Source organism: Streptomyces sp. SudanB25_2051 (genome assembly GCF_964272635.1).
Lineage (GTDB): Bacteria > Actinomycetota > Actinomycetes > Streptomycetales > Streptomycetaceae > Streptomyces.
In genome coordinates this window covers 13596-36569 of record NZ_OZ186787.1, presented here as the reverse complement: position 1 = coordinate 36569, position 22974 = coordinate 13596, and the positions used below count along the sequence as shown (strand labels likewise).

Sequence of the window (22974 nt, the reverse complement as noted above, 5' to 3'; positions counted from 1 at the left end):
GTCGTGCGCGTGAGTCCGCCATCCAAGACCGTCTGACGCAGGCGGGCTTGTCTCTGACGGAACTCAGACTGGGTCGGCGTTCTGACCTATGCACCTCGGCTGGACGGCGTAGACCTTCCGGCTGGCCAGCGCATGACATCCTGGCCCGGTGCTCCTGAACGATCTCTCCAGCAGTGTCGACCTCCGCCCAGTGCGCTACCAGTTCGCCACCGTCCGGGGCGACTCGTACGACGACAACTGGCTGGTCATTGAGGGAACGGTGATGACTCACGAGGGCAGCTGGTCCTTCACCGATCCGTGTCTGCTCACCGATGAGGGCCGCCAGGTGTCCGCATGGCTGCGCGCGGTGGCTGCGGGGACGGTGGACGTCACCGAACCTGATGCCGAAGGTGAGCTGTCGCCGGACACGTGGTTCATCGAGCCGGTCGTGGCTTTCAGCCTCGCCGATCGCAGCGAGGGCGGGACCGCGGTGATTCGCGTTCATCTGTCCCTGGAGGCGGCACCCCCGTGGCAACAGGGTGATGACGGGGCTGACATCTACCAGTATGTCGTGGAGGTCAGATTGGACGCCGCAGCACTGCTCCACGCGGCTGACGAGTGGGACCTTTCTCTGGCTTCCCTCCCGCCCCGCTGATCACCGTTCATGCGCCCCGACTTGTGCTGGTCGCGAGATCCGTCTCAATCCGGGCAGTCACCTGGCACTCCGAATTCAACCGCTTTCTACTCGCATGGGCCGAGCGGGACGAACTCGCTGTCGCCGCCGAACGTGTCCTTGAACGGATGACCGGGCAGCTCGCCATGCCGCCGCGGCGGCCGGACTCCAGCACAGGTGCTTGGTGCGTCAGCCGCACGCGGGTGGTGCCTGGCTCGGCGGGACCTGGAGGCCGATGGCAGCGAGAGCGAGCCGCAGCCGGCGCCGGAGCTGCCTCGCCTCCGCGGACATGGCGATCTCCCCAGGCCCCGTCCGCAGCGGCACCTCCCTCGACGCAGTCCAGCGCCTGGTGCCCTGAAACACGCAAGGCCCGTACTTCCCGCGCAGCGCGTGGCGGGAAGTACGGGCCTTGACGTCAGGCCGCCCACTCCGGGCCGGCCGCCTTGAGGACGCGGGGGAGATGGACGTGGAGGTGTTCGACGCCGACCTGGCGGCCGTGGGCATGGAGTTCTCGGGCCAGGAGCTTGTGAGTCCGGTTGCCCCTTTCCGGACCGAGGGGAGAGGGCCGCGATCGAGGAGGGGCAGCCGTGGTGCCGTACGGAGAACGAGCGGGCCGACCGGCACCGCCGTAGGAGCAGGGGCGGTCGGCCACCGACTTCGACGCCCGCGGTTGCTTGCAGCCCTCGCCCGACGCCATCGGGAAGGTCACCGGTCTCTTCGCCCCGGGCGGCAGCAGGCGCTGATCTCGGCGCCTGCTATGAGGTGGGGTCGGCCCACAGGTCGGTGCTGTGGGTTTCGATGAGAGCGCTGATGTGGGTGAGTGCGTCACTGACCGGCTGCGGGTCGAGCCGGCGTCCGTAACGCAAGCGCAGCGCGACGTGATCGTCAGCGGCCTCCTTGGCGCCGATGACGGCCTGGTAGGGGACCAGGCGGGCCTCTCGGATTCGGGCGCCCAGGCTGCCGCGGTCCGGACCCGCGATCTGGGCACGCAGGCCGAGACGGGCGCAGCGTTGGGCGAGGGCTCGGGCGTTCGGCAGTTCGGCGTCGGAGATCGGGAGAATGACCAGCTGAGTGGGGGCAAGCCAGGCGGGGAAGGCGCCGCCGTGCTGTTCGATGAGATGGGCGACGGCTCGTTCCACGCTGCCGATGATGCTGCGGTGGACCATGACCGGGCGGTGTTTGGCGCCGTCCGCGCCGATGTAGTGCAGGTCGAACCGCTCGGGCTGGTGGAAGTCGACCTGGACGGTGGACAGGGTGGACTCCCGGCCGGCGCCGTCGGTGACCTGGACGTCGATCTTGGGGCCGTAGAACGCGGCCTCTCCCTCGGCCGCCTCGTAGGGCAGGCCGGAGCGGTCGAGGACGTCGGTCAGCAGGGCGGTGGACCGCTGCCACTTCTCCGGTGCGGCAACGTACTTGCCACCGGGACCCGGGAGGGACAGCCGGTACCGGGTGGGGGTGATTCCAAGGGCCCTGTGCGCCTGGCGGATCATCTCCAGCGCCGCCTGCACCTCCTCGGCGACCTGGACCAGGGTGCAGAAGATGTGCGCGTCGTTGAGCTGGATGGCCCGCACACGGGTCAGTCCGCCGAGCACGCCCGAGAGCTCGGAGCGGTACATGCCGCCCAGTTCAGCCATCCGCAGGGGCAGTTCGCGGTAGCTGTGGGAGCGGGAGCGGTAGATCACCGCGTGATGGGGGCACAGGCTCGGCCGCAGGACGACCTGCTCTCCGCCGAGGTCCATCGGGGGGAACATGTCGTCGCTGTAGTGCGCCCAGTGCCCGGAGATCTCATACAGCTCCCGCTTGCCGAGGACCGGTGAGTACACGTGCTGGTAGCCCGCCCGCCGCTCGGCGGCACGGATGTACTCCTCCAGGGTGTGCCTCACGGCCGCACCGTCGGGCAGCCAGTACGGCAGGCCGGCGCCGATCAGCGGATCGGTGTCGAACAGCCCCAGCTCACGGCCGAGCTTGCGGTGGTCGTGCACGGTGGTCATCGCGGTCTCCTTGCTGGTTGCGGAGCAAGCGACCGGGCCTACGACGAAGCCCCGGGGCACTTGCCCCGGGGCTTCGGATCAGATCAGCTGTCAGCGCGCCGGGACACTCTCCGGCGTCGTCGTCATGGCAGCGCGCTTCATGCCGCAGACGTTAGCAGGATGTACCGCGGTCCACACGGTCATTCCTCGGTCACGAGACCCGCCGGACAGCCCTGTCGACGGGTGCCGGCCGCTCTTGGCAGGGGACGGCGGGATGGCTGCCGTGCAGCGGCTGCTGAGTGAGCGCAGGGTCGAGGTGCTTGATGCGGTGGTGATCACGCGTGAACTGCTGTGTCGCCAGCGTGTAGCGGAGGCGGTAGCCCTTCATGGCAGCCTCAGTGCCCAGGGAGATGAGCATGTGGGACTTGCCGGTGCCGGAGTCGCCGATCAGACAGAGCGGCTGCCCCTTCTCGATCCACTCGCAGGAGGCGAGGGTGTGGATGGTGGCCGGTCGATGTGGGGATTGGCGTTGAGGTCGAAGGCCCGCAGCGACTTCTCCCTCGGGAAGCCGGCCGCCTTGATCCGCCGCTCCGAGGGCGGCGGGCCCGGTCGTTGCACTCGGCCATCAGCAGTTCGGCCAGGAAGCCGCGGTAGGTCATCTGGTCCTTCACCGCCCGGTCGGCGATGTCGGAGAACTCGTTGCGGATCGACGCAAGCCGCAGCATGCGGCAGGCGGCGTCGGCGGCCTGCTCGGTCAAGCCTCGCTGGCGGGGCAGGGTCACTGGGCTTCTCCCTCTCGGTCGCCGCTGCCGCTGGTGCGGCGGCGTTGGAGCAACTGGTCGTAGTGGGACACCGAGTGCAGCGGCCTGGTGTCCGGTGGAAGATGGGTCAATCCCCACATCCAGTGGCACATCGCCGCACTCCCGCAGGAGGAACACCTGCGGCTGAAGGCCCTCGGCGACACCGAACCGGCAGGTCTGCTCCAGGTCAGCGACGACCTCGACCCCGACGGCGGCGAGGGCGGCGAACTGACCTACCTGCACGGAGCCGCCGTCGCCCACGACACGCCGGCCCCGGACGACCTCGACGTTATCGAGGTACCCGAGGGGATGTGGGCGGTCTTCCGTACGAGCGGACCGCACCCGCAGGCCCTGCAGACGACCTGGGCGGCGACCGCGACCGAGTGGTTCCCCTCCAACCCGTGCGCCTGCGGCCGGGCCCCTCGATCGTCGCGATCGTCGACCGGACGGGCGACTTCACCACCGCGACCTGCGAACTGTGGCTTCCCGTCGAACCGGCCTGACGCGTGCCTGCCGCACTTTCGACACCGTCCGCCGAAGCCGTCCGCCGAAGCCGGGTGCCGGAGACGGGCGCCCCCGCCGCCGGGAACAGCGAGGCGGCGGGGGCGTGGCTGCGGCCGGGTGCTGTCAGGGGATGAGGACCAGCTTGCCGCGGGTGTGGCCGTCGCGGTTGCGGCGCCATGCCTCCGCGGCCTCGGCGAGCGGGAACGCCTGCTCCACGTGCACGGTCAGGCGGCCCTCGTCGGCCAGGCGGCCGAGGGCTTCGAGGCCGGTGGGGGAGGGCCGGACCCACACGTAGTGGCCGCCCTTGGCGAGCGCGCCGGGGTCGGCGATCGACGCCAGCCGACGGGGGTCGGCAAGGAGCGGCAGCGAGACGTCGACCGCGTCGCCGCCGACGAAGTCCAGTACGGCGTCGACGCCTCGGGGCGCGAGTTCCGCGACGCGGTCGGCGAGGCCCTCGCCGTACGCGACGGGCTCCGCGCCGAGCTCCCGTACGAACGCGTGGTTGCGCTCGCTCGCCGTGCCGATCACGCGGGCGCCGAGCGCGGCGGCGATCTGGACGCCGAACATCCCGACGCCTCCCGCCGCCGCGTGCACCAGGACGGTGTCGCCCGCCTTGACCCCCACCCGCTCGACGGCCTGGTGGGCGGTGAGGCCGGCGAGCGGCACGGCCGCGGCCTGTTCCCAGCTGAGCGATGCGGGCTTGCGAGCGAGCATGCGGACGTGGGCGGAGACGAGTTCGGCGTAGGCGCCGTGCTGGACGGTGTCCTTGCGTATGTAGCCGAAGACCTCGTCGCCGGGGGCGAACTCCTCCACGTCGAAGCCCACCCGCTCGACCACACCGGCCACGTCCCAGCCCGGAATCAGCGGGAAGGCGGTCTCCATCAGGCTGTCGAGCATCCCCTCGCCGATCTTCCAGTCCACCGGGTTGACGCCCGCGGCCTTCACGCGGATGAGCACCTCCCCGGCCGCGACCTTGGGTTCCCGCGTGTCGGTCAGGCGCAGCGCCTCGGGTCCGCCGTAGGCGGGCAGGGTGATCGCCTTCATTCGTCGTCTCCTCTGTTCGCTTTCGCTGCCTCTGCGTCGAGTCGGGAGGCCGTCCGGGCCGGCAGGCCGCCGGTGTCCCCGCGCGCACCGGGTGTTCGGGCGCGGGCCGGACCGCCGGGGACGCCGGACACGGGGCGCCGGGCGCGGGACGTGGGCCGTGGCTATGGGGCCTCCTTCCTCGCGCGCTAATGCTTGCATGCGGCGTCTATTCTCGTCCACATTTTCATGTGCTTGCAATTAGTCCGCGTATGCAAGTAATTGGGGCGCATCCCCGCATTCCCCCCATCCGCTCGGAGGGCTCCTCGCCATGCCTCTCGCGCTGTTGGCCCTCGCTATCGGGGCCTTCGGCATCGGCACCACCGAATTCGTGATCATGGGCGTGTGCTGCCCCAGGTCGCGGACGACTTCGGCGTCTTCATCCCGACCGCCGGCCGGCTCGTCACCGGCTACGCCCTCGGCGTCGTCCTCGGCGCGCCGCTGCTCACCGCGCTGGGCACGAAAGGTGTCCCGCAAGAAGATGCTCATGTTCCTCATGGGCCTCTTCATCGTCGGCAACACGCTCTCCGCCGTGGCGCCCACCTTCGGCCTGATGCTCATCGGCCGGGTCGTGGCCTCGCCGGCTCACGGCGCCTTCTTCGGCATCGACTCCGTCGTCGCCGCCGACCTCGTCGCGCCCACAAGAGGGCCTCCGCGATATCCCTGATGTTCATGGGGGCTGACCGTCGCCAACATGGTCGGCGTTCCCGGCGGCACGTTCATCGGACAGGCACTGGGCTGGCGCGTCACCTACCTGATCGTCGCCGCGCTCGGCGTCCTCGGCCTGCTGGGCGTGGCCGGGCTGATGCCCGAGACCGGCCGGCCGGAGTCCGCCGCCGTCCGCGCCGAACTCGCCGCGTTCAGGAACGTCCAGGTCTGGCTGGCCATGGCGATGACCGTGCTCGGCTTCGGCGGTGTCTTCGCCGCCGTCACCTACATCACCCCGATGATGACCGAGGTCGCCGGCTACTCCGAGGGCGCCGTGACCTGGCTCCTGGTCCTGCTCGGCATCGGGATGCTCCTCGGCAACCTGGTCGGCGGACGCCTCGCCGACCACCGGCTGATGCCGATGCTGTTCGTGACCCTGAGCGGCCTGTCGCTGACGCTGCTGGCGTTCACCTTCACCGCCCACGACGACAAGATCCTCGCCGCGATCACCCTGACCCTGGTCGGCCCGCTGGGCTTCGCCACCGTGCCGCCGCTGCATAAGTGGGTCCTCGACCAGGCGTCCGCCGCGCCGACCCTGGCCTCCGCCGCCAACATCGGCGCGTGCGACCTCGGCAACGCGCTCGCGGCCGTGCTCGGCGGCATCGTGATCGCCGACGGCCTCGGCTACACCGCCCCCAACCGGGTGGGCGCCCTCCTCGCCGCCGCGGCGCTCCTCCTGGCCTTCCTCGCCGCCACCCTCGACCGCCGCGGGCGCACCGCCCCCCCGCCGAGCCTCCCCCACCGAGCCCGCGGCCCCGGCCCCGGTCCCGGCCGAGCCCGCACGCCCGGCCCCGGTCCCGGCACCCCACCCCTGAACGAGCCCCATACGGCCCCGAGCCCCCACCCGCCCTCCCGGTGCGGCCTGCCACCTGCGCCCCTCGGCCCCGGCAGCCAGACCCCCGCACACGGGAGCGAGCCTCCCGCCTGCTGCCCGGCCGGGACCCACCCCGCGCCCGTACCGGCCCCAGCCCCCCGCCCGTATCCGCCCCAAGCACCCCGCCGTACGAAAGGCCGCGTCCCGTGCCTCCGGTCCCCACCGCCCTCGACCGCCTCACCTCCGCCACGACCCGCCGGACCCTCGGCCTGGAACTGCCCCTCGACAACGACAATGCCGTGGGGCGTGGCAGTGGCGCTCGGAGCGATCGTGGCTCCCACCGACCCGGTCGCCTTCCTGACCGTCGCCCGCCGCCTGAACGTCTCGCCCCGCCTGGTCGGCCTGCTGGACGGCGAGAACCTGCTCAACGACTTCACGGCCCTGGTCGTCTACACCACAGCGGTGCAGGCCACGCTTGACGGCACGTTCTCGCCGGCCCACTCCCTGGGAGAGCTGGTGTGGACCGCGGCGGTCGGTGTGGCGCTGGGCTATGCCGTCGGCCGGACCGTCTCCTTCGTCAACGCGCGGGTTGACGACCCCATTACGGCGCCGATCATCGTGCTGTGCGGCTGCTACCTGGCCTTCCTGCCGGCGGAAGCGCTGCACGTGTCGGCGATCCTGGCGGCCGGGGTCGCCGGTCGCGTCATCGGCGCCCGCCCACCCGTCGTCGACCTGCCCCGCACCCGGCTGACCGGCTACGGCTTCTGGAACACCTGGATCTTCCTCCTCACCGCGGTGCTGTTCATGCTGATCGGCCTTCAGCTGTCCGTGGTCGTCGACGCCCTGCCCGACACCCCGGCCAAGGTGACGGCCTACTGCCTGGCCTGCGCGGCCACGGTGATCGTCCTGCGCATGCTGTTCATCCTCACCATGGGGCTGACCGTGCCGCCCATCGCGCGCCGTATGCGTCTGGACGGCGCCCGGCCGTGGGCGGAGAGCCTCGTCGCGGGATGGGCGGGCATGCGCGGGGTGATCTGCCTGGTGATGGCGCTCGCTCTCCCCGCCGACTTCCCGTATCGCCCGATCGTGCTGGTGTGCACCTTCGCCGTCATCCTGATCACGCTCGTCGGCCAGGGCCTCACCCTGCCGTGGCTGATCCACCACACCCCCGTCGAACGCGACACCCTCAGCGCCCGCGAACAGGAGGAACTACGCGAGCGCACCCAGCGGGCGGCCGAGGCGCGGCTCGGCGAACTGGAAGCCTCCGGCCGCGTCTCACCGGCCACCGCCGCCGCTCTGCGGACCGCGCACCGGGCCACCGCTCCACCCGACCCAGGCGACGAAGCCCTCGCGCGGCTGCGCCTGGACCTGATCGCCGCGGAACGCCAGGAGGCCATCAGGCTGCGCAGGGAAGGCCGCTACGGCGACGAGGTCCTGCGAGAGCACGAACGCTGCCTCGACCTGCGAGCCACCCTCATCACCGAAAGCTCGCACGCCACCGACCGGCACACCGCCACCACCCACGCGAGACCCGGTCAGGAAACCGACCCCGGCTGAGGCCGTCGAGGCCGCTGAGGCCGCCGCACCCCGCGCGGAAGACGGTGACGCGCAGTCCACGAGCCCACCCCCTACGAGCCGTCTCACGCCTCAGCTCTGCCCCAAGTGCCGTGTGACGGCCTCCAGCAGCTCGTCGAGCACCCGGTGGGTCCGCTGCCGGGGCCGGGCCAGTCGCGCCCGGCTCGGCGAGACGCCGCGCACCGGGCGGAACACCACCTGCGGGTGGGAGGAGAAACGCGCTGCCGACGCGGGAGCCAGCGCCACGCGGCCACCGGCCACCGCCTGCAGCCACTCGTCCGGACGCCGGGTGACGGCGCCGACCCGTACGGGCCGCCCGTCCCGCTCCTCGGTGGCCAGCCAGTGATCCCTCCAGGCCCCCGTCTCGGCGCCCGCCGCGACGAACGGCTCCTCCCACAGCTCCCGGAACTCCACCGTCTCCCTGTCCGCGAGCGGATGCCGGGCCGGTAGCAGCATCCCGCGTTCCTCGGTGAACAACTCCCGTACGGCGAACCTCTCCTGCCCCGGAAACGGCAGACGCACCACCGCCGCGTCGACCTCACCCCCGGCGAGGCCCGCGCTCGGGTCCGACCAGTCGTACTGCCGAAGTTCCACCCGCCACTCCGGCCGGACTCGGCGGAACGCCTCGGTGGCCTGGGGGAGGGCAGCCACCGCGCCCGCGTCCAGGAAACCCACGCGCAGCTCCCGTGCCGCCCGGCCGGTCGCCCGCACCGCCTGGTCCCAGCCGTCCAGGAGCGCGGGCACCCGCGAGGCGAGCTCGCGGCCGGCCTCGGTCAGCGCCATCCCGTCCCGCGACCGTGAGAAGAGCCGACCCGAGCCCGTCCTCCAGACGCCACATCTGCCTGGTCAGCGCGGGCTGCGAGACGAACAGCCTCCGCGCCGCCCCCCCGTCAGCGTCCCCTCCTCCGCCACCGCGGCGAAGTACCTGAGCAGGCGTGCTGCGTCACGCGCGCAGGGGGCGGGCCGCGGGACGGAGGCGGCCGAGCTGGGACGGGCGGCATGCCCAGTGCCCTGCAACACGGGTGCAATGCAGCCCTGCGAAGACGGCCTATTGTGCTCAGGACCCTGCCGAGCCGGACCCGGCACGCCGCTTGGCCGACCGGTCAACCGCCCGAGGTCTGAACGTCGACCTGCTGGTCGACAACACCGGCTTCGGTATGTGTGGCCGCTTCGAGGAGATTCCCTCGGGGCCGGCGACCACGACCGGCTGGTGGTCGACGTCGTCGCCTCGTCGCCCTCCCTCCTCGGGGTGACGACCCGGCACGCCAGGGCCGCGGTGATCACCGCCGTGGTCGGCGCGGCTCCCCTCGTACGCGCCCTCGTGAGGCCCCTGCGGCCGCCGCAGTCGCCACTCGCGGCTCCGCACGCGGACGGCGGGTCGCCTCGCGGGCCGGCCTTGTGTCAACCGGGAATCCCGGCAACCTTGCAGACATGACACAAGGTGTCCTACGGTGAACAAAGTGTCTTGAGGGGCTGTTCAGGCAGCACCCGATACGGGTCCCGCAAGATCACCGGCCTGGAAGTGGAGCGAACATGGCAAGTACCCTGCACGATTCGAAGGACGTCCTCGTGAGCCGCGCGAAGCGGCAGATGGAGGCCCTCTTCGGTGACTCCGGGCTGACCACCCGGCAGAAGCTGGCCCTGACGTGCCGCATCGCCTTCGACGGCGGACACGACTCCGGCCTCGCCGGACAGATCAGCGCCCGCGGGCCGCGGCCGGGCACCTACTACACCCAGCGCCTGGGCCTCGGCTTCGACGAGATCACCGAGGACAACCTGCTGTTGGTGGACGAGGACCTCCAGGTCCTCGAAGGAGAGGGCATGCCCAATCCCGCGAACCGCTTCCACACCTGGATCTACCGGGTCCGCCAGGACGTCGGCTGCGTCATCCACACCCACTCGCTGCACACCGCCGCTCTCGCGATGCTGGAAGTGCCCCTGGTGGTGTCCCAGATGGACACCACGCCCCTGTACGACGACTGCGCCTTCCTCAAGGACTGGCCGGGTGTGCCGGTGGGCAACGAGGAGGGCGAGATCATCGCCGGCGCCCTGGGCGACAAGCGCGCCATCCTCCTTGCCCACCACGGCCAGCTCGTGACCGGGGCGACGATAGAGGAGGCCTGCAACCTCGCCATGCTCATCGAGCGTGCCGCGCGCCTCCAGCTGCTCGCCATGGCGGCGGGCACCATCCAGCGGCTCGACCCCGGACTGGCCCGTGAGGCCCACGACTGGACCTCCACCGACCGACGCAACAAGGCGAACTTCGCTTACTACGCGCGTCGGGCACTGCGCAACCACCCCGACTGCATCTCGGGCCAGGTGGGGAACCGATGACCAACCCACCGCTGCGGGGGATCATCTCCTACCCGGTCACCCCCTTCGACAGGGCCACCGGCGAAGTCGACCTGGCCGCCCTGAGTCGCCTCACCGAAGACCTGGTGAGCGCGGGCAGTCACGCTGTCGCGCCCTTGGGCAGCACGGGTGAGAGCGCCTATCTCCGCGAGGCCGAATGGGATGCCGTGTGCGCGACCACGCTGCAGACCGTCGCGGCCAGGGTCCCCACCCTGGTCGGCGTCTCGCACTGGAGCACCGAGGGCACCATCCGCCGCGCACGGGTGGCCGCCCGGCACGGCGCCACCGCGATCATGGTCCTGCCCCAGGTGTACTGGAAGCTGACTCCGGCCGAACTCGAACAGCACTACGCGGCGGTGGCGGCGGCGACGGACCTTCCGCTGATGCTCTACAACAACCCCGGCACCAGCGGGGTGGACCTGCGGCCGGAAACCGTGGCCGCCCTCGCGCGCAAGATCCCGAACCTCACCATGGTCAAGGAGAGCTCCGGCGACGTCACCCGCTTCCGTTCCCTGCGCGAACTGTCCGACGGCGCGCTGTCGGTCTACAACGGGAACAACCCGCTCGCGTTGGAGGCATTCCGCTCCGGCGCCGTGGGCTGGTGCACAGCGGCACCGTGCCTCGCCCCACAGCGGGTCCTGGAGCTGTATGCCGCGGTGACCCGCGGGGAGGACGCCCGGGCTGAAGCCGTCCTCGCGGAACTTCTCCCGTTCCTGCGGTTCATCGTCGGCCAGGGCCTGCCGCGTGCCGTCAAGGCGGGGCTGCGACTGCAGGGGCGCGACGCGGGCCACCCCCGTACGCCGCTGCTGCCCCTGCCGGACCGGGAGAGGGAGCGCTTGCGACAGATGCTGGAGCGTCTGGCGCGCGCCCCCCTCGCGGACGGTTCAGCCGTGGGCAGGGCACAACCGACCGCCTGAGGCACATCCGTGCGGTGCGCTCCGTTCCGGGGCGCACCACACAACCGCCGACACACCTGTCCCGTACCGCCACCCCGTCCCCGAGCGGCGCTCAGGCACCGTACCCCGGCCGTGTCACCGACCACGACGGCCTGGCGGGTCCTCACCGCCGTCCCCGCCTGGCTCGCCGCCCGCGTCGTCGCCCGCCGCCCCGTCGCGGACACCACATCCGGACGATCGGGAGGTGATCGCTGGGGAGTACGGGAAGCCTCCACCCGCTCCGGTCGCCACGGCGGCCGATACGTCGTGACGGCGCTCCCCGGCACCTGGGCGCCGGGCGTGCAGGACGCCACGTCGCCTCAACGCCGGCGAAGAGCCGAGCCGCGCTCGGACGGCACGAGCGGCGCCGGGGCGAACCACCGCCCCGTGTGCGCCGTACCTCCGCGGGTCCTTGGATACTGGGACTCCTGGCCGGTCGATCCGGTCGCAGGACGCGCGAAGGGAAGACACAGTGATCAACCGGGTCCGGCAGCTGCGCAAGGAACGGCTGATGACGCTGGAGGCGTTGGCCGACCGGTCCGGGGTCACCAAGAGCTACCTGTCCAAGGTGGAACGCGGGCACAGCGTTCCGTCGATCGCCGTGTGCGCCTCCCTCGCCAAGGCCCTGGGCGTGCCTCTGGACCACCTCTTCGCCGACGCCGAGGAACTCCTCGACGTCGTCGTCACCCGCGCCGGGGAACGGCAGGCGCTCACCGCCGCCGACGAGCCCGGCACCCGCTACGAGGGGATGGCGCTGGACGCCGGCACCAAGAGCATGGCCCCCTTCATGCTGCACCCGCCGAACGACGCGGACCACATCCCTTTCCGGGACCACCCCGGCGAGGAGTTCATCTTCGTGCACGAAGGAGAGGTCGAGCTCATCCTTCCCTCCCGCACGATTCCTCTCGGCACGGGGGACTGCGCCTACTTCAAAGCCAGCACACCGCACAAGATCCGCTCCGTCGGTGAGCGGCGGGCCGCCGTGCTTCTCCTCGTCACCGACGACCCCGCCGACGCGAGCACGCACCAGATGTCACGGGCTCACCTGCCCTGAGCGCTGCGGCAACCCGCCTCCGCCCGACCGCGGGCCCAGGGCGTCTCCCCGGTGGTCAACCCGACCCCACATCGACTGCCGGCCCGCCGAACCGTCCTGGACGTCCCCCGCCCCCGCCACGCGAGCGCCGGCCCGCGGCCGGAGTGGGGAAGTCCGCCGACACCGTACGCACGTGCCGGCCGTCGCACAGAACCGCTCCGCCCCGGCCGCGCCCGCCCGCAGGTGCCGACGAGCGCGGTGGTCCGGGCGGCTTCGCCTGGTCCGCCCGGGCTGCGTCCCGGGCGGACGGAGCCGGGCATCGCCGCACCCGCGGGTCGTTTCACGGGACGACCGTCAGACGGCGCGCGCTGCCTGGGCGCGGCCGCTCAGAGCACGGGGAACCGGGGCGTGCGCCCGCTGTCGCCGCGCTCGGCCAGGTACCGCTCGGCGTCCAGCGCAGCCACGCATCCGGCCGCGGCGGCCGTCACGGCCTGCCGGTAGACCGGATCGGCGACGTCCCCCGCGGCGAAGACCCCCGGCACGCTGGTGCGGCTCGACGGAGCGTCCACCCGCACGTACCCGGCCTTGTCGAGGGCCAGCCGGCCGGCGAACAGCTCGGTGCGCGGGTCGTGGCCGATCGCGACGAACAGCCCCGTCACCGCCCGCTCCTCCGTCGCCCCGGTGGCGGTGTCCCTGAGGGTGACACCGGTCAGACCCGTGCCCCCGTCGCCGTGCACGGCCACCACCTCGCGCTCGAAGGCGAAGGACACCCTCGGGTCGGCCGAGGCCCGCCGCTGCATCGCCCTGGAGGCGCGCAGAGCCGCCCGCCGGTGGACCACGGTCACCGATCGGGCGTACCGGCTCAGGAAGGTGGCCTCCTCCAGCGCGGTGTCGCCGCCGCCCACCACGGCGATGTCGTGGCCGCGAAAGAAGAAGCCGTCGCAGGTGGCGCACCAGGACACGCCCCGCCCGGACAGTTCCTCCTCGCCCGGAAGGCCCAGCCTGCGGTGGCGCGTCCCGGTGGCGACCACGACGGTCCGGGCCGCATGGACCCGCCCCTCGCTGTCGGCGACCCGCTTGACGTCCCCGTCCAGCTCGACGGCTACGGCGTCCACGTCGACGAGCTCCGCGCCGAACCGCCGCGCCTGCGCCGCCATGTCGTCCACCAGGTCGGGACCCTGCACGCCGTCGGGGAAGCCCGGATAGTTCTCCACGTCGGTGGTCGTGGCGAGGGCGCCGCCGGCGGATAGGGCGCCACGCAGGACGACCGGGCGGAGGTCGGCGCGCGCGGTGTACAGGGCGGCGGTGTAACCGGCGGGCCCGGACCCGATGACGACGACGTCCCGGACGCTGCCAGTCACGGCCGGCCGCTTTCCCGAGTCCCGTCGGACGGGCCGGTGTAGACCAGAAGGTTCCGCGAGTCGGGTCCCGCGTCACGTACCCGGCCCTCGCTCGCGGCGGCCGTGAGCGCCCGGTCCAGTTCGACGGGCGTCATGCCGGGGTCGCGGGCCAGGCGGACGGCCGCCGCGCCGGTCACCTCGGCGGTGGCGGCGGAGGTGCCGGTCAGCCTGACGTACGAGCCGTCGCTTCGCGCTCCGGCGGTGGTGATGTCGGTCCCGGGCGCGAACAGGTGGACGCAGTAACCGTAGTTGGACCAGGCGGGGCGCCTGTCGTCACGGCCGGTCGCGGCGACCGTGATGGCGGTGGTCTGCCGGGCGGGCGTGGTCTCACAGGATTCGATCCCGGTGCCCGACTCGTCCCCGTTGCCGGCCGCGGCGGTGTAGGCGATGCCCTTCTGGGTCATCTGGTAGAGCTGGAGGTCGAGTACGGAGCCCGGTTCGCCGGAGAATCCCAGGTTGACGACGGAGGGGCCGTCGGCGTGGGCGGTGATCCAGTCGACCGCGGACATGATGTGCTCCAGCGTGCCGGTGCCGTCACAGCCGAAGGCCCGCACCGACTGGATCTGGGCTCCCTTGGCGACGCCGGTCCAGAGCCCGGCCGCGGTCGCCGCCGACGCGGTCCCGTGGCCGTTGCAGTCGAGGTTTCCGCCCGGACGCTGCTCGATCGCGTCGTACGCCCCGCGTGCCCGGCCCGTGAACTCCCGGTGCCCGACGCGCACCCCGGTGTCGACGACGTAGACGTCCACACCCGCGCCGATGCCGTGCGGCATGCGGTGGATGCCGTCCAGCGGCAGGTCGCGCTGGTCGACGCGGTCCAGGCCCCACGACGGCGGGGACAGCTGGATGCCGCCGAGGCCCGTCGTGGCGGCGGCCTCCCGGACGGGTCGCTGCGTCCCGGCGACCCGGTAGACGCGGTCACTGGTGATCGAGTCGACGCGGGGGTCCTTGTAGTAGGAGGCCTTCTGGGTGTCGGTGAGCGTGACGGAGAACGCCTGGGAGGCGGAGTGGTACACCCGCCGCAGCTCGCCGCCGTGCGCGGCGGTCATCTCCCGCGCCCGCCGGGTCACCGCGTCCTCGGTGGCCTCGGTGCCGTTGACCTCGATGATGTACACGCCGGCGGTGGAGGATGTCCGGTCCGCCGGAGGGGCGGCCGAGGCGGCCGGGCCGGCCGTCAGCAGGGGAAGGGCGGCCCCGGCCGCGGCCGCCGCCGTCAGGGCGCGCGCAAGTGCGTTGTTCATGGGGATGGGCCTTTCGGAGGAGGGGGGAGGCGCATGGGTGTGCCGCCGCCGCGGGGTGCGGCGGCGGCACGGGCGTGTCACAGGTTGTTCAGCCAGCTGCGCAGGGAGGTCGGGCCGTCGAAGCCGACGAGGCGGCTGCCGGCCTCCCGGCCGTCCTGGATGTTGAGCAGGGCCGGGATGCCGCGTACCGCGTACTTCCTGGCGAGGTCGGGGTTGCGGTCGACGTCGACCTTCGCCCACACCCAGGCGCCGTTGTCGGCGGTGTTGTACTGCTGGAGGTACGGCTTCTGCTTCTGGCACCAGTAGCACCAGGATGCGGTGAAGTCGAGGACCACCGGCTTGGTGAAGGACCACTGCATGACCTGCTGGTAGTTGGCCGATGTCACCTCGACGACGGAGGGGATCTCGGCGGTGACAGACACCTCGGCGGTGGGGGCCGCCGGGGCGGCGGCGGCCGGCAGGGCGGCGCCGCCGAGGAGCAGCACGGTTGCCGCGGTGGCGACAGCCAGTCTGCGGTACGTCATCTTCTCTTCCTTTCGGTTGGGGTGGGTCGGCAGGTCGTACGCGGTGCGGGGGTGGCAGGGAAGGGGCGCGTCAGGCCGCGCTGCTGCGCGTCGGCAGGCCGTGGGCGACCCAGTCCTCGATCCCCTCGCGGTACTTGCGCACGTCCGTGTAACCGAGCGACACGAGCCGCGCGCCGACGAGTTCGCTGTTGCGGCACGGGACGTTCGCGCAGTACACGACTATGGGCGCGGTGCGATCGGGCAGTACGCGGGGCGCGAGCTCGTCGGTCAGGCGCGCCGCCTCCTCGTACGGGAATCCCGGGATGTTGACCGCGCCGGGCAGGTGCTCGCGCTCGTAGTAGGCCGTCGGCATCGTGTCGACCACGACGACCTCTCCGGCGTCCATCAGGGCTTTCAGCTCGTCACGTTTCACCAGGGGCAGCACGTCGGCCTCCTGTCGTCGTCAGAGAACGGTCCGGTCGGGAAGGGGGGCACGCCGGGCCCGGTCGCGGCGCCGTGATTCCAGGGCCCGGCCGGCGACCGCGTAGGGGACGAAGGCGGCCAGCACGGCGTTGATGGCGGGGATGCCGGCGTCCAGGAACGCGCCGGCCAGGGTTCCGACGCTCCAGCAGACCAGGGACAACGGCAGCCAGTCGGGGATCCCTTCGGGAGGCCGGCCCGTACGGCGCGCCAGCTCGAGGCCCGCGCGGTAGCGCCGCACCACGTAGTACTCGGCGATGATGATCCCGGCCACCGGGGGCGCCAGTACCCCGATGGTCTCCAGGAACCCGGTGAAGCCGTCCACGATGCCGACGGCGGACAGCGCGGTTCCGGCCACGCCGATGACCAGGGTGACTCCCCGCCGGCCGACCCGGCGGCCCAGGAGCACGTCCGCGCTGTTGACGGCGGCCAGCGCGGACGAGTAGAGGTTCCAGTCGTTGATCTTGAGGATCGCCGTCGTCAGGATCAGTGTGCCCAGCACCCCGGACGAGGTGGTGATGATGCCGACGACGTCGGCGGTGCGGGCGGCGTGGCCCAGCATCACGGCGGTGAGCCCGATCACGTACTCGCCGAGCGTCACCCCCAGCAGGGTCTGCTTGACGACGTCGGAGGGGCGGCGGTTGAAGCGCGTCATGTCCGGGGTCATCAGCGCGCCGAGGATGAAGGCGCCCGCCACCAGTGTCGTGCCCTCGGCGAGGGACATCACCGGCCCCGGCGGGGCCCCGGTCAGCAGTTCCCGCAGCGAGTGGCCGACCAGTGTGTCCACCACCGACCATCCGGCCAGGAGAAGGAAGGCCGGCACCGTCAGGTAGGCCGTCCACGCCATGGCGGTGAAGCCGCAGACCGAGACGGCCGTGACCAGCGCACCGCCCACCAGCGCCCACACCCACTCCGGGGCCCATCCGGCGAGGTCGTGCATGCCCTGCGCGAACACGCCGTTCTGGACGCCGAACCAGCCGGCGAGACTCAGCGCCACCAGCATGCCGACCGCCGCGGAGCCCTTGCGGCCGAAGCCGGACCAGCGGGCCAGCACCGAGGTGGACACGCCCTCCCTCACCCCGGCGACGCCCAGGAGGATCGTGACGACCTCCAGCATCACCGAGCCGACCGTGATGGCGATCAGCGCGTCGGTGAACGTCATCCCGTAGCCCAGGACGGCACCCACCATGAACTGCTGGAAGGAGGAGACCTGTCCGAAGCGCTGCACCGCCACGGAGAACCACGAACGGCGCGCGGCCTCGGGAACCGGAGTCAGTGAGTAGTCGTCCGCGGCCCCGTCGCCGACAGGCTGCCCGGCCCGTCGGGCGGTGGCGGGGGGCGGGGTGCTCCCTCGTCCGCTCTCAGTGGTCGCCACCGGGTGCCTCCCCCGTGACGGCGGCCCCGGCCGGGCGCCGTGCCCCGGCTCCGTCCATCGTCCGGTCGCGCACGACGAGGAAGCCCTGCCCGTCGGCCGGCCACCACTCCAGTTCGCGGCCGAAGAAGCGCTCCAGAAAGGCCACCCGGTGGTGGTAGACGAAGAACGACGGGCTGTGGCCGGCTATGCCGCCGGCGTCGGCGAAGAGCGGCAGCTCGGCGAGGAAGTAGCGTACGGCGTGGCGCAGCTGCTCCTCGGTGGGCCCGGTCCCGGGCGGCATCCTCTGGTCGAGCACCCAGTGGCAGGCGTCCAGGCACGCGGCGCGGAAGCCGTCGTCCCGGCGGAAGCGCCGGTGGGCCTCGCCGAGCAGGTTCGTGTAGTGAGGGGTCCGCTGCAGCCGCTCCATGCCGAGGACCAGGTCGTCGGGGTCGCGTACGCCCAGTTCCCGCAGGGCGGTGCAGATCTTGTTGTGGACGTACCGCCCCTGCCGCTGTGCCTTGTGGCGCGCGCGTTCCGGCGGGTACCCCAGCGCCTCGAGCGTGTACGCCGCCGCGGTGTCGGGCACGAAGAAGTGGACGTGCGGGAATCGCCGCAGGGCCCACTCCGCCAGCCGCAGCAGCCGCGGCCCGGTGAAGTAGCCGTTGAAAGGGCTTACTCCTATGCAGATGTGAGCGGCCGTGGGCATTAAGCCGCGACATCGCTCGGTAAGTGGTTCAATCTCAAACATATGTATCCTCGAGTAGTGGGGGGTTGTCTCACCGCCGGTCGGCCGGGACCGTGGACCGGGCGGCGATGACTGGAATGGTGCGGGCCGGTCGGGGCGCTTGGGTACTGCCGTGCGGTTATGCCACTGCCGGAATTGCGAAACGGATAGCGCAGCGTGTTCGGTGCCGGACGATCGGTGATTTGCCGAAATGCGAAATGCCGCGAAAGGAACGGGCTGCGGCGAAGCCCTGGCAAAGGATCCGGCGAGCGGCTTAACTGCTGACATGGACCTGCAATTTCGCCACTTACGGCAGCTGTGCGTCGTCTCCGAGACGGGCAGCCTGAACAAGGCCGCGGCGGTCCTGGGCCTCCCGCAGCCCGCACTGAGCCGCCAGATACGCCGACTTGAAGAGCTTTTCGGCGGGACGCTGTTCGAACGCGACCAGCACGGCACCCGCCCCACCCCCCTGGGCAGCGCCGTCCTCGAGCACGCCGAGTCGATCATCCGCTCCCTCGACGACCACCAGAACCGCGTGCGGGACCACCGCATGCTGCGCCGGCGGACCCTGCGGATCGGCGGCGCGGCGAGCAGCGTCTTCTACGAGCCGCTCCTCAGCTCACTGCGCCGCCTGTCGGCCGACGAGCGGGTGCAGATCGTGACCCCGCACTCCACCCGCGAACTGATGGACCTGCTGAGGGAGGGCGAGATCGACATCGCCCTGAGGGACCACCAGTCGGCGCGAGGGGCGCTGCCGTCCCACGAGGGTGCCATCGCGCACACGCTCTGGGCGGAGAGCCCGGTGATGATCGCGGTGCCGGCCGGCCGGCCCACCGCCACCGCCGACCGGCTCACGATGGCGGACCTCGCGGATGAGGACTGGATCTCGTGCACCGGCCCGGACGCCTGCGACGAGGCGCTGCGCATGCTCTGCGCCTCCTACGGATTCGCTCCGCGCATCACCCACGACATCGCCGTCGCCGGGCCGCGCTGCGCGGTGATCCGCCATCAGGGATGTGTCGCGCTGACCCAGGCGTACCGGCCGCTGCAACCGGGCGTCGTACGCCGCCCCGTCGCCGACCTCGACGTGTGGGTCCGCCATCTCGTGGCCTACCGCAGGGAGAGCTGGATCGCCGCGCGGATACCCCGGCTGGTCACCCTGCTCTCCGCCGCCCACCGCGACCTGGCGAAGGCCGAAACGCCGTGAACGTGGAGGTCCAGGACCTGCGGGTGCTGCGGGCAGTCGCCGACGCCGGCAGCCTGGCGGGCGCCGCGCGGCTACTCGGGGTCGGCCAGGCCGGCATCACCCGGCGCATCCAGCACCTCGAACGGGCGACCGGGCTGGTGGTGCTCCGCCGCGACCACCGGGGCGCGCGCCTCACCACCGCCGGCCGGCTGCTCTTGCTGTGCGCCGACGACCTGCTGCCGAGGATCGACCACCTCCTCACCGTCAAGGGACGGGGCGGGCCCGCCGCCCCGGGGCGCCTGCGCATCGGTACGGTCCCCGCTCCGCTGCTGCCCCTGGTGGCGGCTCGCGCCGGGGCGTTGCGACCGCAGACGGAGGTGGAGCTGTACTCCCTGCTGGAAACCTGTCGCCCGTCCGCCTCCGGCGGGTGGACGGAGGGCCCCGCCGCCCTCCCGGACCTCTTTCGCGTCCACCGCCTCGACCTGGCCGTGGTGCGGCACTCCGCCCTCGACGCGGCGCTTCCCGACGTTCTCGCGGCGGCCGTCCTCGCCGAGGAGGACATGCTGATCGGCCTGACAGCCGGCCACCGGCTCGCCGACCGCCCCGCCCTGGCCCTCGGCGACCTCGACGGCGAAGTGTGTGTGCTCCCCGCGGGCCGCCGCCACGCCGGCCTGCGCCGCCACTTCACGGCCGCCGCGCGCGAGGCCGGCATCCATGTCGAGGTGCGCTACGCCTCCGGGCAGGTCGAGGCGGCGGCACTCGCCTGTGCCGTACGCGGAGTGCTGCCCGCCTACCCGTTCCCGGCTCCCGCGGTCGGCGTCGACTACGCCCCGCTGACCGATCCCGCTGCCGGTCACCGCCTGCTGCTGGTCTGGCCGCGCCACGGGGGCGCCGCCGACTGGGCGCCCGGGCTGGCGGGCGGCGTCCGCGAGGCCTACCGGGGCGCGGCGGGGAACTGAGCCGACACAGGTGCGGGAACGAGCACCGCCGGCCGCCCGTGTGCACGGGCGGCCGGCGGGCGGAGGTGGAGACAGGATTCGAACCTGTGTAAACGGCTTTGCAGGCCGTCGCCTCGCCTCTCGGCCACTCCACCCGGCGGGGGGAAACCCATCGGAGACGACCTTCCAGCGATCCGTCAGGTCGGCCGTGCTTTTCTCCCGGCACCGGAAAGGTAGCAGCTTGTCCCTGTCGTGGGAACACCCTTCGCGCTATCGGTCGGGATGTGGAAAGACGTCCTGACCGGAATGCGCCATGCTTTTCCGGCAGGTGTTTATGCCTTTCCGTCATACCCGTCGACACCGCGCGCCCGGCGGAGATTGACTCCCTGGAAAGTCAGTGGGAGACGGAATCGAGGGAAGCGGTGACCGAAGACGGGCTGGGAACGGTACGGAAGTGGTGGGCTTTCGCGGGTCTGGGAACGCTGAGTTTCCTGGGCTGCATCGACCTGACCATCGTCAGTACCGCGGCGCCGGTCATCCAGGCCGACCTGGGCGCGACGGTCACCGAACTCCAGTTGATCGTCAACGTGTTCATCGTGGCCCTCGCCACCGGCATGGTGACCACGGGCCGCCTCGCCGACGCCCACGGCCGCCGCAGGGCGCTCTACGCGGGAGCCGCCGTCTTCGGTGCGGCCTCCTTGGGGGCGGGCTTCGCCTCGGGACCGGAATGGCTCATCGCGTTCCGCTTCCTGCAGGGCGCCGCCTGCGCGGTCCTCTACACCGCCACCGGGGCCCTGGTCTCGGCGATCTTCCCGCCCCACGAGCGGGGCAAGGCCATCGGCTGCCTCTACGGGGTCAACGGGCTCGGTCTGGCCCTGGGCCCCGTCCTGGGCGGCGTCCTCGTCGGCTCGGCCGGCTGGCCCTGGGTCTTCTGGCTGAACGTCCCTCTCGTCGCGGCCGCGCTGGCGGTGTGCGTCCCCACCGTCCCGGAGTCGTACGGTCGGAGGATGGCCGGCGGGATGGACTGGCCCGGCGTGGCGTTGTTGTCCCTCTTCGTTCTCTCTCTCGTCCTGGCCCTGACACTGGGCCATGTCTGGGGGTGGGCCTCGCCGGGCATCGTCGCCCTTCTGCTGTGTGCAGGCATGGCACTCGCCGGTTTCCGGGTGGTGGAGCTGCGGGCACCCGACCCGCTGATTCGGTTCGAGATGTTCGCCAGGAGGGACTTCCTGGGCGCCGTCACGGCGGACTTCGCGCTGGCCTTTTTCTACTGTGTCGTGCTCTTCCTGACGCCGCTGTACCTGCACACCGTCCGGGGCTTGGACGGGCACACGACCGGTCTGCTGCTGCTTCCGTGTACGGCGGCCGTGGCGGTGCTGTCGCCCCTGGTCGGCCGGTTCGTCGACCGCCACGGGCCGCGCCGCATGCTCTGCCTGGGCTTCTCGGCCCTCACCCTCTCGGCGCTGGGCCAGGCCCGCCTCAACCCCGACGGGAGCCTACCCGCCCTGGTGGCGGCGCTCGTGGCGATGGGAGTGGGCTGGGCCCTCGTGCTGGGGCCCGCCACCGTCGTCGCCCTGTCCGCCGTGCCGGGCCACTTGGCCGGGACGGCCGTCGGCGCCTCGTGGACCTGCCACAACCTGGGCGGCGCACTGGGTCTGGCCGTCGGCACGGAGGTCTACCGACTCGCGGCGCACGGCGCCCTCGACGACCGCCTCGGCGCACAGGGCCTCACCCCGGGCCCCTGGACCGCCCGGGCGGTGGAGAACCCCCAGGACGGCCCGGCGATCCTCCAGCACCACACGGGTCTCACCCCGGAACAGGCCGGCGAGCTGTTCGGAGCCGCTTTCACCAGCGGTGGCCGCGCGGCGATGTGGCTGCTGTTCGCCGTCGCCCTGACCGCGCTCGCCGTCATCGCTCTCGTCCTCCGCCCGGCGAGCGCCGCCTCCGCGACGACCCCGCAGGACGCGTCGGCCGCGGCGGAGTCGCCGTAGCGGAGGAACCACCACCGCCCGTACCGCCGTCGCTCCCGCGGGTCCGCGCCCCCCGGCGCCCATGGTGGCGCACAGGATCAGGACCGGCATCCGCAGACGCAGCTGCACGCGGGGTGAAGGGACGGCGCTGTCGAACACGGCTGGCAACATCGGCTTCTCCGGTGCGGCCCAGGGCCCTTCGTCCGCGTGGACGCACGTCACCGGCGTGTCCGGGAGGGAACCGCGCCCATGCGCCGCGCGGTTCCCTCCCGGCCGACGGCCCGTGCGGAATCCCGCCTGCCGCGCCCCAATTGCCGCAGCGTCTTGGGGTGTTGCGGTGGCCGGTTGCCGCAGGAGCCGGTGAGGTACCTCCGCTCACGGGCAGGAACGGGCCACCGCAGCGGGTGCTGGGCGTGAACCGTCGGCGCATCGGATTCATAGAGCCGCCCATGTGCGCAACCCCTTCGCCGGTCAGGTCGGCGCCGGTCAGGTCCGCATGGAGCAAGGCCGTGTCGTCCAGATTCGCGCTGGTCAGGTTGGCCCGGGTGGGATCCGCGCGGGACAGACCCGCGTCGTACAGGGGGTACACCGGTACGGCGGCGGCGCTGCGGCCGGCTTTGCGCGGCCGGCGCGGCGGGTGGTGTGGTGGCCGCGCAGTCGTTGGTAGGGGCGAGGGACGTCCGGGGCGGCGGGTGTTACCGGGCTGTGGCATTTCACGGGCAGGTCGTACCTGCGTATGGTCCTGGTGGAGTGTCCGCTGC

At 72.1% G+C, this 22974-nt stretch carries 17 protein-coding genes, 1 tRNA gene and 4 pseudogenes; 10 read left to right on the top strand and 12 right to left on the bottom strand.

Going from position 1 to position 22974, the window contains the following annotated elements:
- Positions 1 to 148 precede the first annotated feature (148 nt).
- Positions 149 to 634: a WapI family immunity protein gene (locus ACSUPT_RS00170; RefSeq protein ID WP_436943090.1), complete on the top strand. Its 486-nt coding sequence runs from the start codon at positions 149 to 151 to the stop codon at positions 632 to 634.
- 773 nt (positions 635 to 1407) lie between these two features.
- Here the strand turns inward: ACSUPT_RS00170 and thrS are convergent.
- Together thrS and ACSUPT_RS00160 are read right to left on the bottom strand one after the other, a co-directional pair.
- Positions 1408 to 2634, bottom strand: a complete 1227-nt coding sequence (gene thrS, locus ACSUPT_RS00165; RefSeq protein WP_436946150.1) for a threonine--tRNA ligase — start codon at positions 2632 to 2634, stop codon at positions 1408 to 1410.
- A gap of 337 nt (positions 2635 to 2971) precedes the next feature.
- Positions 2972 to 3404 (bottom strand): annotated as a pseudogene (locus ACSUPT_RS00160) (ATP-binding protein); the annotation flags it as partial.
- An 87-nt stretch (positions 3405 to 3491) separates the two neighbouring features.
- Between ACSUPT_RS00160 and ACSUPT_RS00155 the strand changes: the two are divergent.
- Positions 3492 to 3779 (top strand): annotated as a pseudogene (locus ACSUPT_RS00155) (GyrI-like domain-containing protein); the annotation flags it as partial.
- Positions 3780 to 4049: 270 nt separating this feature from the next.
- Here ACSUPT_RS00155 and ACSUPT_RS00150 read toward each other — a convergent pair.
- On the bottom strand, positions 4050 to 4970 hold the full coding sequence (locus ACSUPT_RS00150; RefSeq protein ID WP_436943088.1) for an NADP-dependent oxidoreductase: 921 nt from the start codon (positions 4968 to 4970) through the stop codon (positions 4050 to 4052).
- A gap of 307 nt (positions 4971 to 5277) precedes the next feature.
- Here ACSUPT_RS00150 and ACSUPT_RS00145 point away from each other — a divergent pair.
- Positions 5278 to 6426, top strand: a pseudogene (locus ACSUPT_RS00145) (MFS transporter); the annotation flags it as partial.
- 396 nt (positions 6427 to 6822) lie between these two features.
- Positions 6823 to 8085 carry a cation:proton antiporter gene (locus ACSUPT_RS00140; protein WP_436946149.1) on the top strand — a complete coding sequence of 421 codons (1263 nt, stop codon included), beginning with the start codon at positions 6823 to 6825 and terminating at the stop codon, positions 8083 to 8085.
- 90 nt (positions 8086 to 8175) lie between these two features.
- Here ACSUPT_RS00140 and ACSUPT_RS00135 read toward each other — a convergent pair.
- Positions 8176 to 9036 (bottom strand): annotated as a pseudogene (locus tag ACSUPT_RS00135) (LysR family transcriptional regulator).
- 600 nt (positions 9037 to 9636) lie between these two features.
- On the opposite strand from ACSUPT_RS00135, the gene ACSUPT_RS00130 reads away from it, so the two are divergent.
- The 3 genes from ACSUPT_RS00130 to ACSUPT_RS00120 all read left to right on the top strand — a co-directional run bounded on the left by ACSUPT_RS00130 (position 9637) and on the right by ACSUPT_RS00120 (position 12444).
- Positions 9637 to 10437 carry an aldolase gene (locus ACSUPT_RS00130; RefSeq protein WP_436943087.1) on the top strand — a complete coding sequence of 267 codons (801 nt, stop codon included), beginning with the start codon at positions 9637 to 9639 and terminating at the stop codon, positions 10435 to 10437.
- Positions 10434 to 11372: a dihydrodipicolinate synthase family protein gene (locus tag ACSUPT_RS00125; protein ID WP_436943086.1), complete on the top strand. Its 939-nt coding sequence runs from the start codon at positions 10434 to 10436 to the stop codon at positions 11370 to 11372. Before ACSUPT_RS00130 ends, ACSUPT_RS00125 begins: the two co-directional genes overlap by 4 nt.
- A gap of 490 nt (positions 11373 to 11862) precedes the next feature.
- Entirely contained in the window at positions 11863 to 12444 is a 582-nt protein-coding gene (locus ACSUPT_RS00120) for a helix-turn-helix domain-containing protein (RefSeq protein ID WP_436943085.1), read from the top strand.
- 365 nt (positions 12445 to 12809) lie between these two features.
- Here the strand turns inward: ACSUPT_RS00120 and trxB are convergent, their stop codons facing one another.
- From trxB to ACSUPT_RS00090, 6 genes are all read right to left on the bottom strand, one after another.
- A complete protein-coding gene (trxB, locus tag ACSUPT_RS00115) occupies positions 12810 to 13784 on the bottom strand; it encodes a thioredoxin-disulfide reductase (RefSeq protein ID WP_436943083.1) in 975 nt (324 codons plus the stop codon).
- Positions 13781 to 15061: a S8 family serine peptidase gene (locus ACSUPT_RS00110; RefSeq protein ID WP_436943081.1), complete on the bottom strand. Its 1281-nt coding sequence runs from the start codon at positions 15059 to 15061 to the stop codon at positions 13781 to 13783. The genes trxB and ACSUPT_RS00110 overlap by 4 nt, the downstream gene beginning before the upstream one ends.
- A gap of 77 nt (positions 15062 to 15138) precedes the next feature.
- The gene (locus ACSUPT_RS00105; RefSeq protein ID WP_436943080.1) at positions 15139 to 15585 is read right to left on the bottom strand and encodes a thioredoxin family protein; all 447 of its coding nucleotides are present in this window, start codon (positions 15583 to 15585) and stop codon (positions 15139 to 15141) included.
- A 70-nt stretch (positions 15586 to 15655) separates the two neighbouring features.
- Positions 15656 to 16009, bottom strand: a complete 354-nt coding sequence (locus ACSUPT_RS00100) for a rhodanese-like domain-containing protein (protein ID WP_436943079.1) — start codon at positions 16007 to 16009, stop codon at positions 15656 to 15658.
- Positions 16010 to 16027: 18 nt separating this feature from the next.
- Positions 16028 to 17272, bottom strand: coding sequence for a purine-cytosine permease family protein (locus ACSUPT_RS00095; protein ID WP_436943077.1), 1245 nt, complete (start codon positions 17270 to 17272; stop codon positions 16028 to 16030).
- Between the two features lie 133 nt (positions 17273 to 17405).
- A complete protein-coding gene (locus ACSUPT_RS00090) occupies positions 17406 to 18146 on the bottom strand; it encodes a tRNA-dependent cyclodipeptide synthase (RefSeq protein WP_436943075.1) in 741 nt (246 codons plus the stop codon).
- A gap of 262 nt (positions 18147 to 18408) precedes the next feature.
- Between ACSUPT_RS00090 and ACSUPT_RS00085 the strand changes: the two genes are divergently transcribed.
- Together ACSUPT_RS00085 and ACSUPT_RS00080 are read left to right on the top strand one after the other, a co-directional pair.
- Positions 18409 to 19329 carry a LysR family transcriptional regulator gene (locus tag ACSUPT_RS00085; RefSeq protein ID WP_436943074.1) on the top strand — a complete coding sequence of 307 codons (921 nt, stop codon included), beginning with the start codon at positions 18409 to 18411 and terminating at the stop codon, positions 19327 to 19329.
- The gene (locus tag ACSUPT_RS00080; protein WP_436943073.1) at positions 19326 to 20267 is read left to right on the top strand and encodes a LysR family transcriptional regulator; all 942 of its coding nucleotides are present in this window, start codon (positions 19326 to 19328) and stop codon (positions 20265 to 20267) included. The genes ACSUPT_RS00085 and ACSUPT_RS00080 overlap by 4 nt, the downstream gene beginning before the upstream one ends.
- Positions 20268 to 20330: 63 nt before the next feature.
- Here the strand turns inward: ACSUPT_RS00080 and ACSUPT_RS00075 are convergent.
- A tRNA-Cys gene (locus ACSUPT_RS00075) sits at positions 20331 to 20401 on the bottom strand.
- Positions 20402 to 20668: 267 nt separating this feature from the next.
- On the opposite strand from ACSUPT_RS00075, the gene ACSUPT_RS00070 reads away from it, so the two are divergent.
- Positions 20669 to 22234, top strand: a complete 1566-nt coding sequence (locus ACSUPT_RS00070) for an MFS transporter (protein ID WP_436943072.1) — start codon at positions 20669 to 20671, stop codon at positions 22232 to 22234.
- Here ACSUPT_RS00070 and ACSUPT_RS00065 read toward each other — a convergent pair.
- The gene (locus ACSUPT_RS00065; RefSeq protein ID WP_436943071.1) at positions 22152 to 22925 is read right to left on the bottom strand and encodes a pentapeptide repeat-containing protein; all 774 of its coding nucleotides are present in this window, start codon (positions 22923 to 22925) and stop codon (positions 22152 to 22154) included. The genes ACSUPT_RS00070 and ACSUPT_RS00065 overlap by 83 nt on opposite strands.
- Positions 22926 to 22974 lie beyond the last annotated feature (49 nt).

Bases quoted from the DNA above. Each gene is read 5' to 3' on its own strand.
- ACSUPT_RS00065 (WP_436943071.1), bottom strand. From the start codon at position 22,925: ATGCCACAGCCCGGTAACACCCGCCGCCCCGGACGTCCCTCGCCCCTA.
- ACSUPT_RS00105 (WP_436943080.1), bottom strand. From the start codon at position 15,585: ATGACGTACCGCAGACTGGCTGTCGCCACCGCGGCAACCGTGCTGCTC.
- ACSUPT_RS00085 (WP_436943074.1), top strand. From the start codon at position 18,409: ATGGACCTGCAATTTCGCCACTTACGGCAGCTGTGCGTCGTCTCCGAG.
- ACSUPT_RS00130 (WP_436943087.1), top strand. From the start codon at position 9,637: ATGGCAAGTACCCTGCACGATTCGAAGGACGTCCTCGTGAGCCGCGCG.
- ACSUPT_RS00150 (WP_436943088.1), bottom strand. From the start codon at position 4,970: ATGAAGGCGATCACCCTGCCCGCCTACGGCGGACCCGAGGCGCTGCGC.
- ACSUPT_RS00110 (WP_436943081.1), bottom strand. From the start codon at position 15,061: ATGAACAACGCACTTGCGCGCGCCCTGACGGCGGCGGCCGCGGCCGGG.
- ACSUPT_RS00125 (WP_436943086.1), top strand. From the start codon at position 10,434: ATGACCAACCCACCGCTGCGGGGGATCATCTCCTACCCGGTCACCCCC.
- ACSUPT_RS00090 (WP_436943075.1), bottom strand. From the start codon at position 18,146: ATGTTTGAGATTGAACCACTTACCGAGCGATGTCGCGGCTTAATGCCC.
- ACSUPT_RS00140 (WP_436946149.1), top strand. From the start codon at position 6,823: ATGCCGTGGGGCGTGGCAGTGGCGCTCGGAGCGATCGTGGCTCCCACC.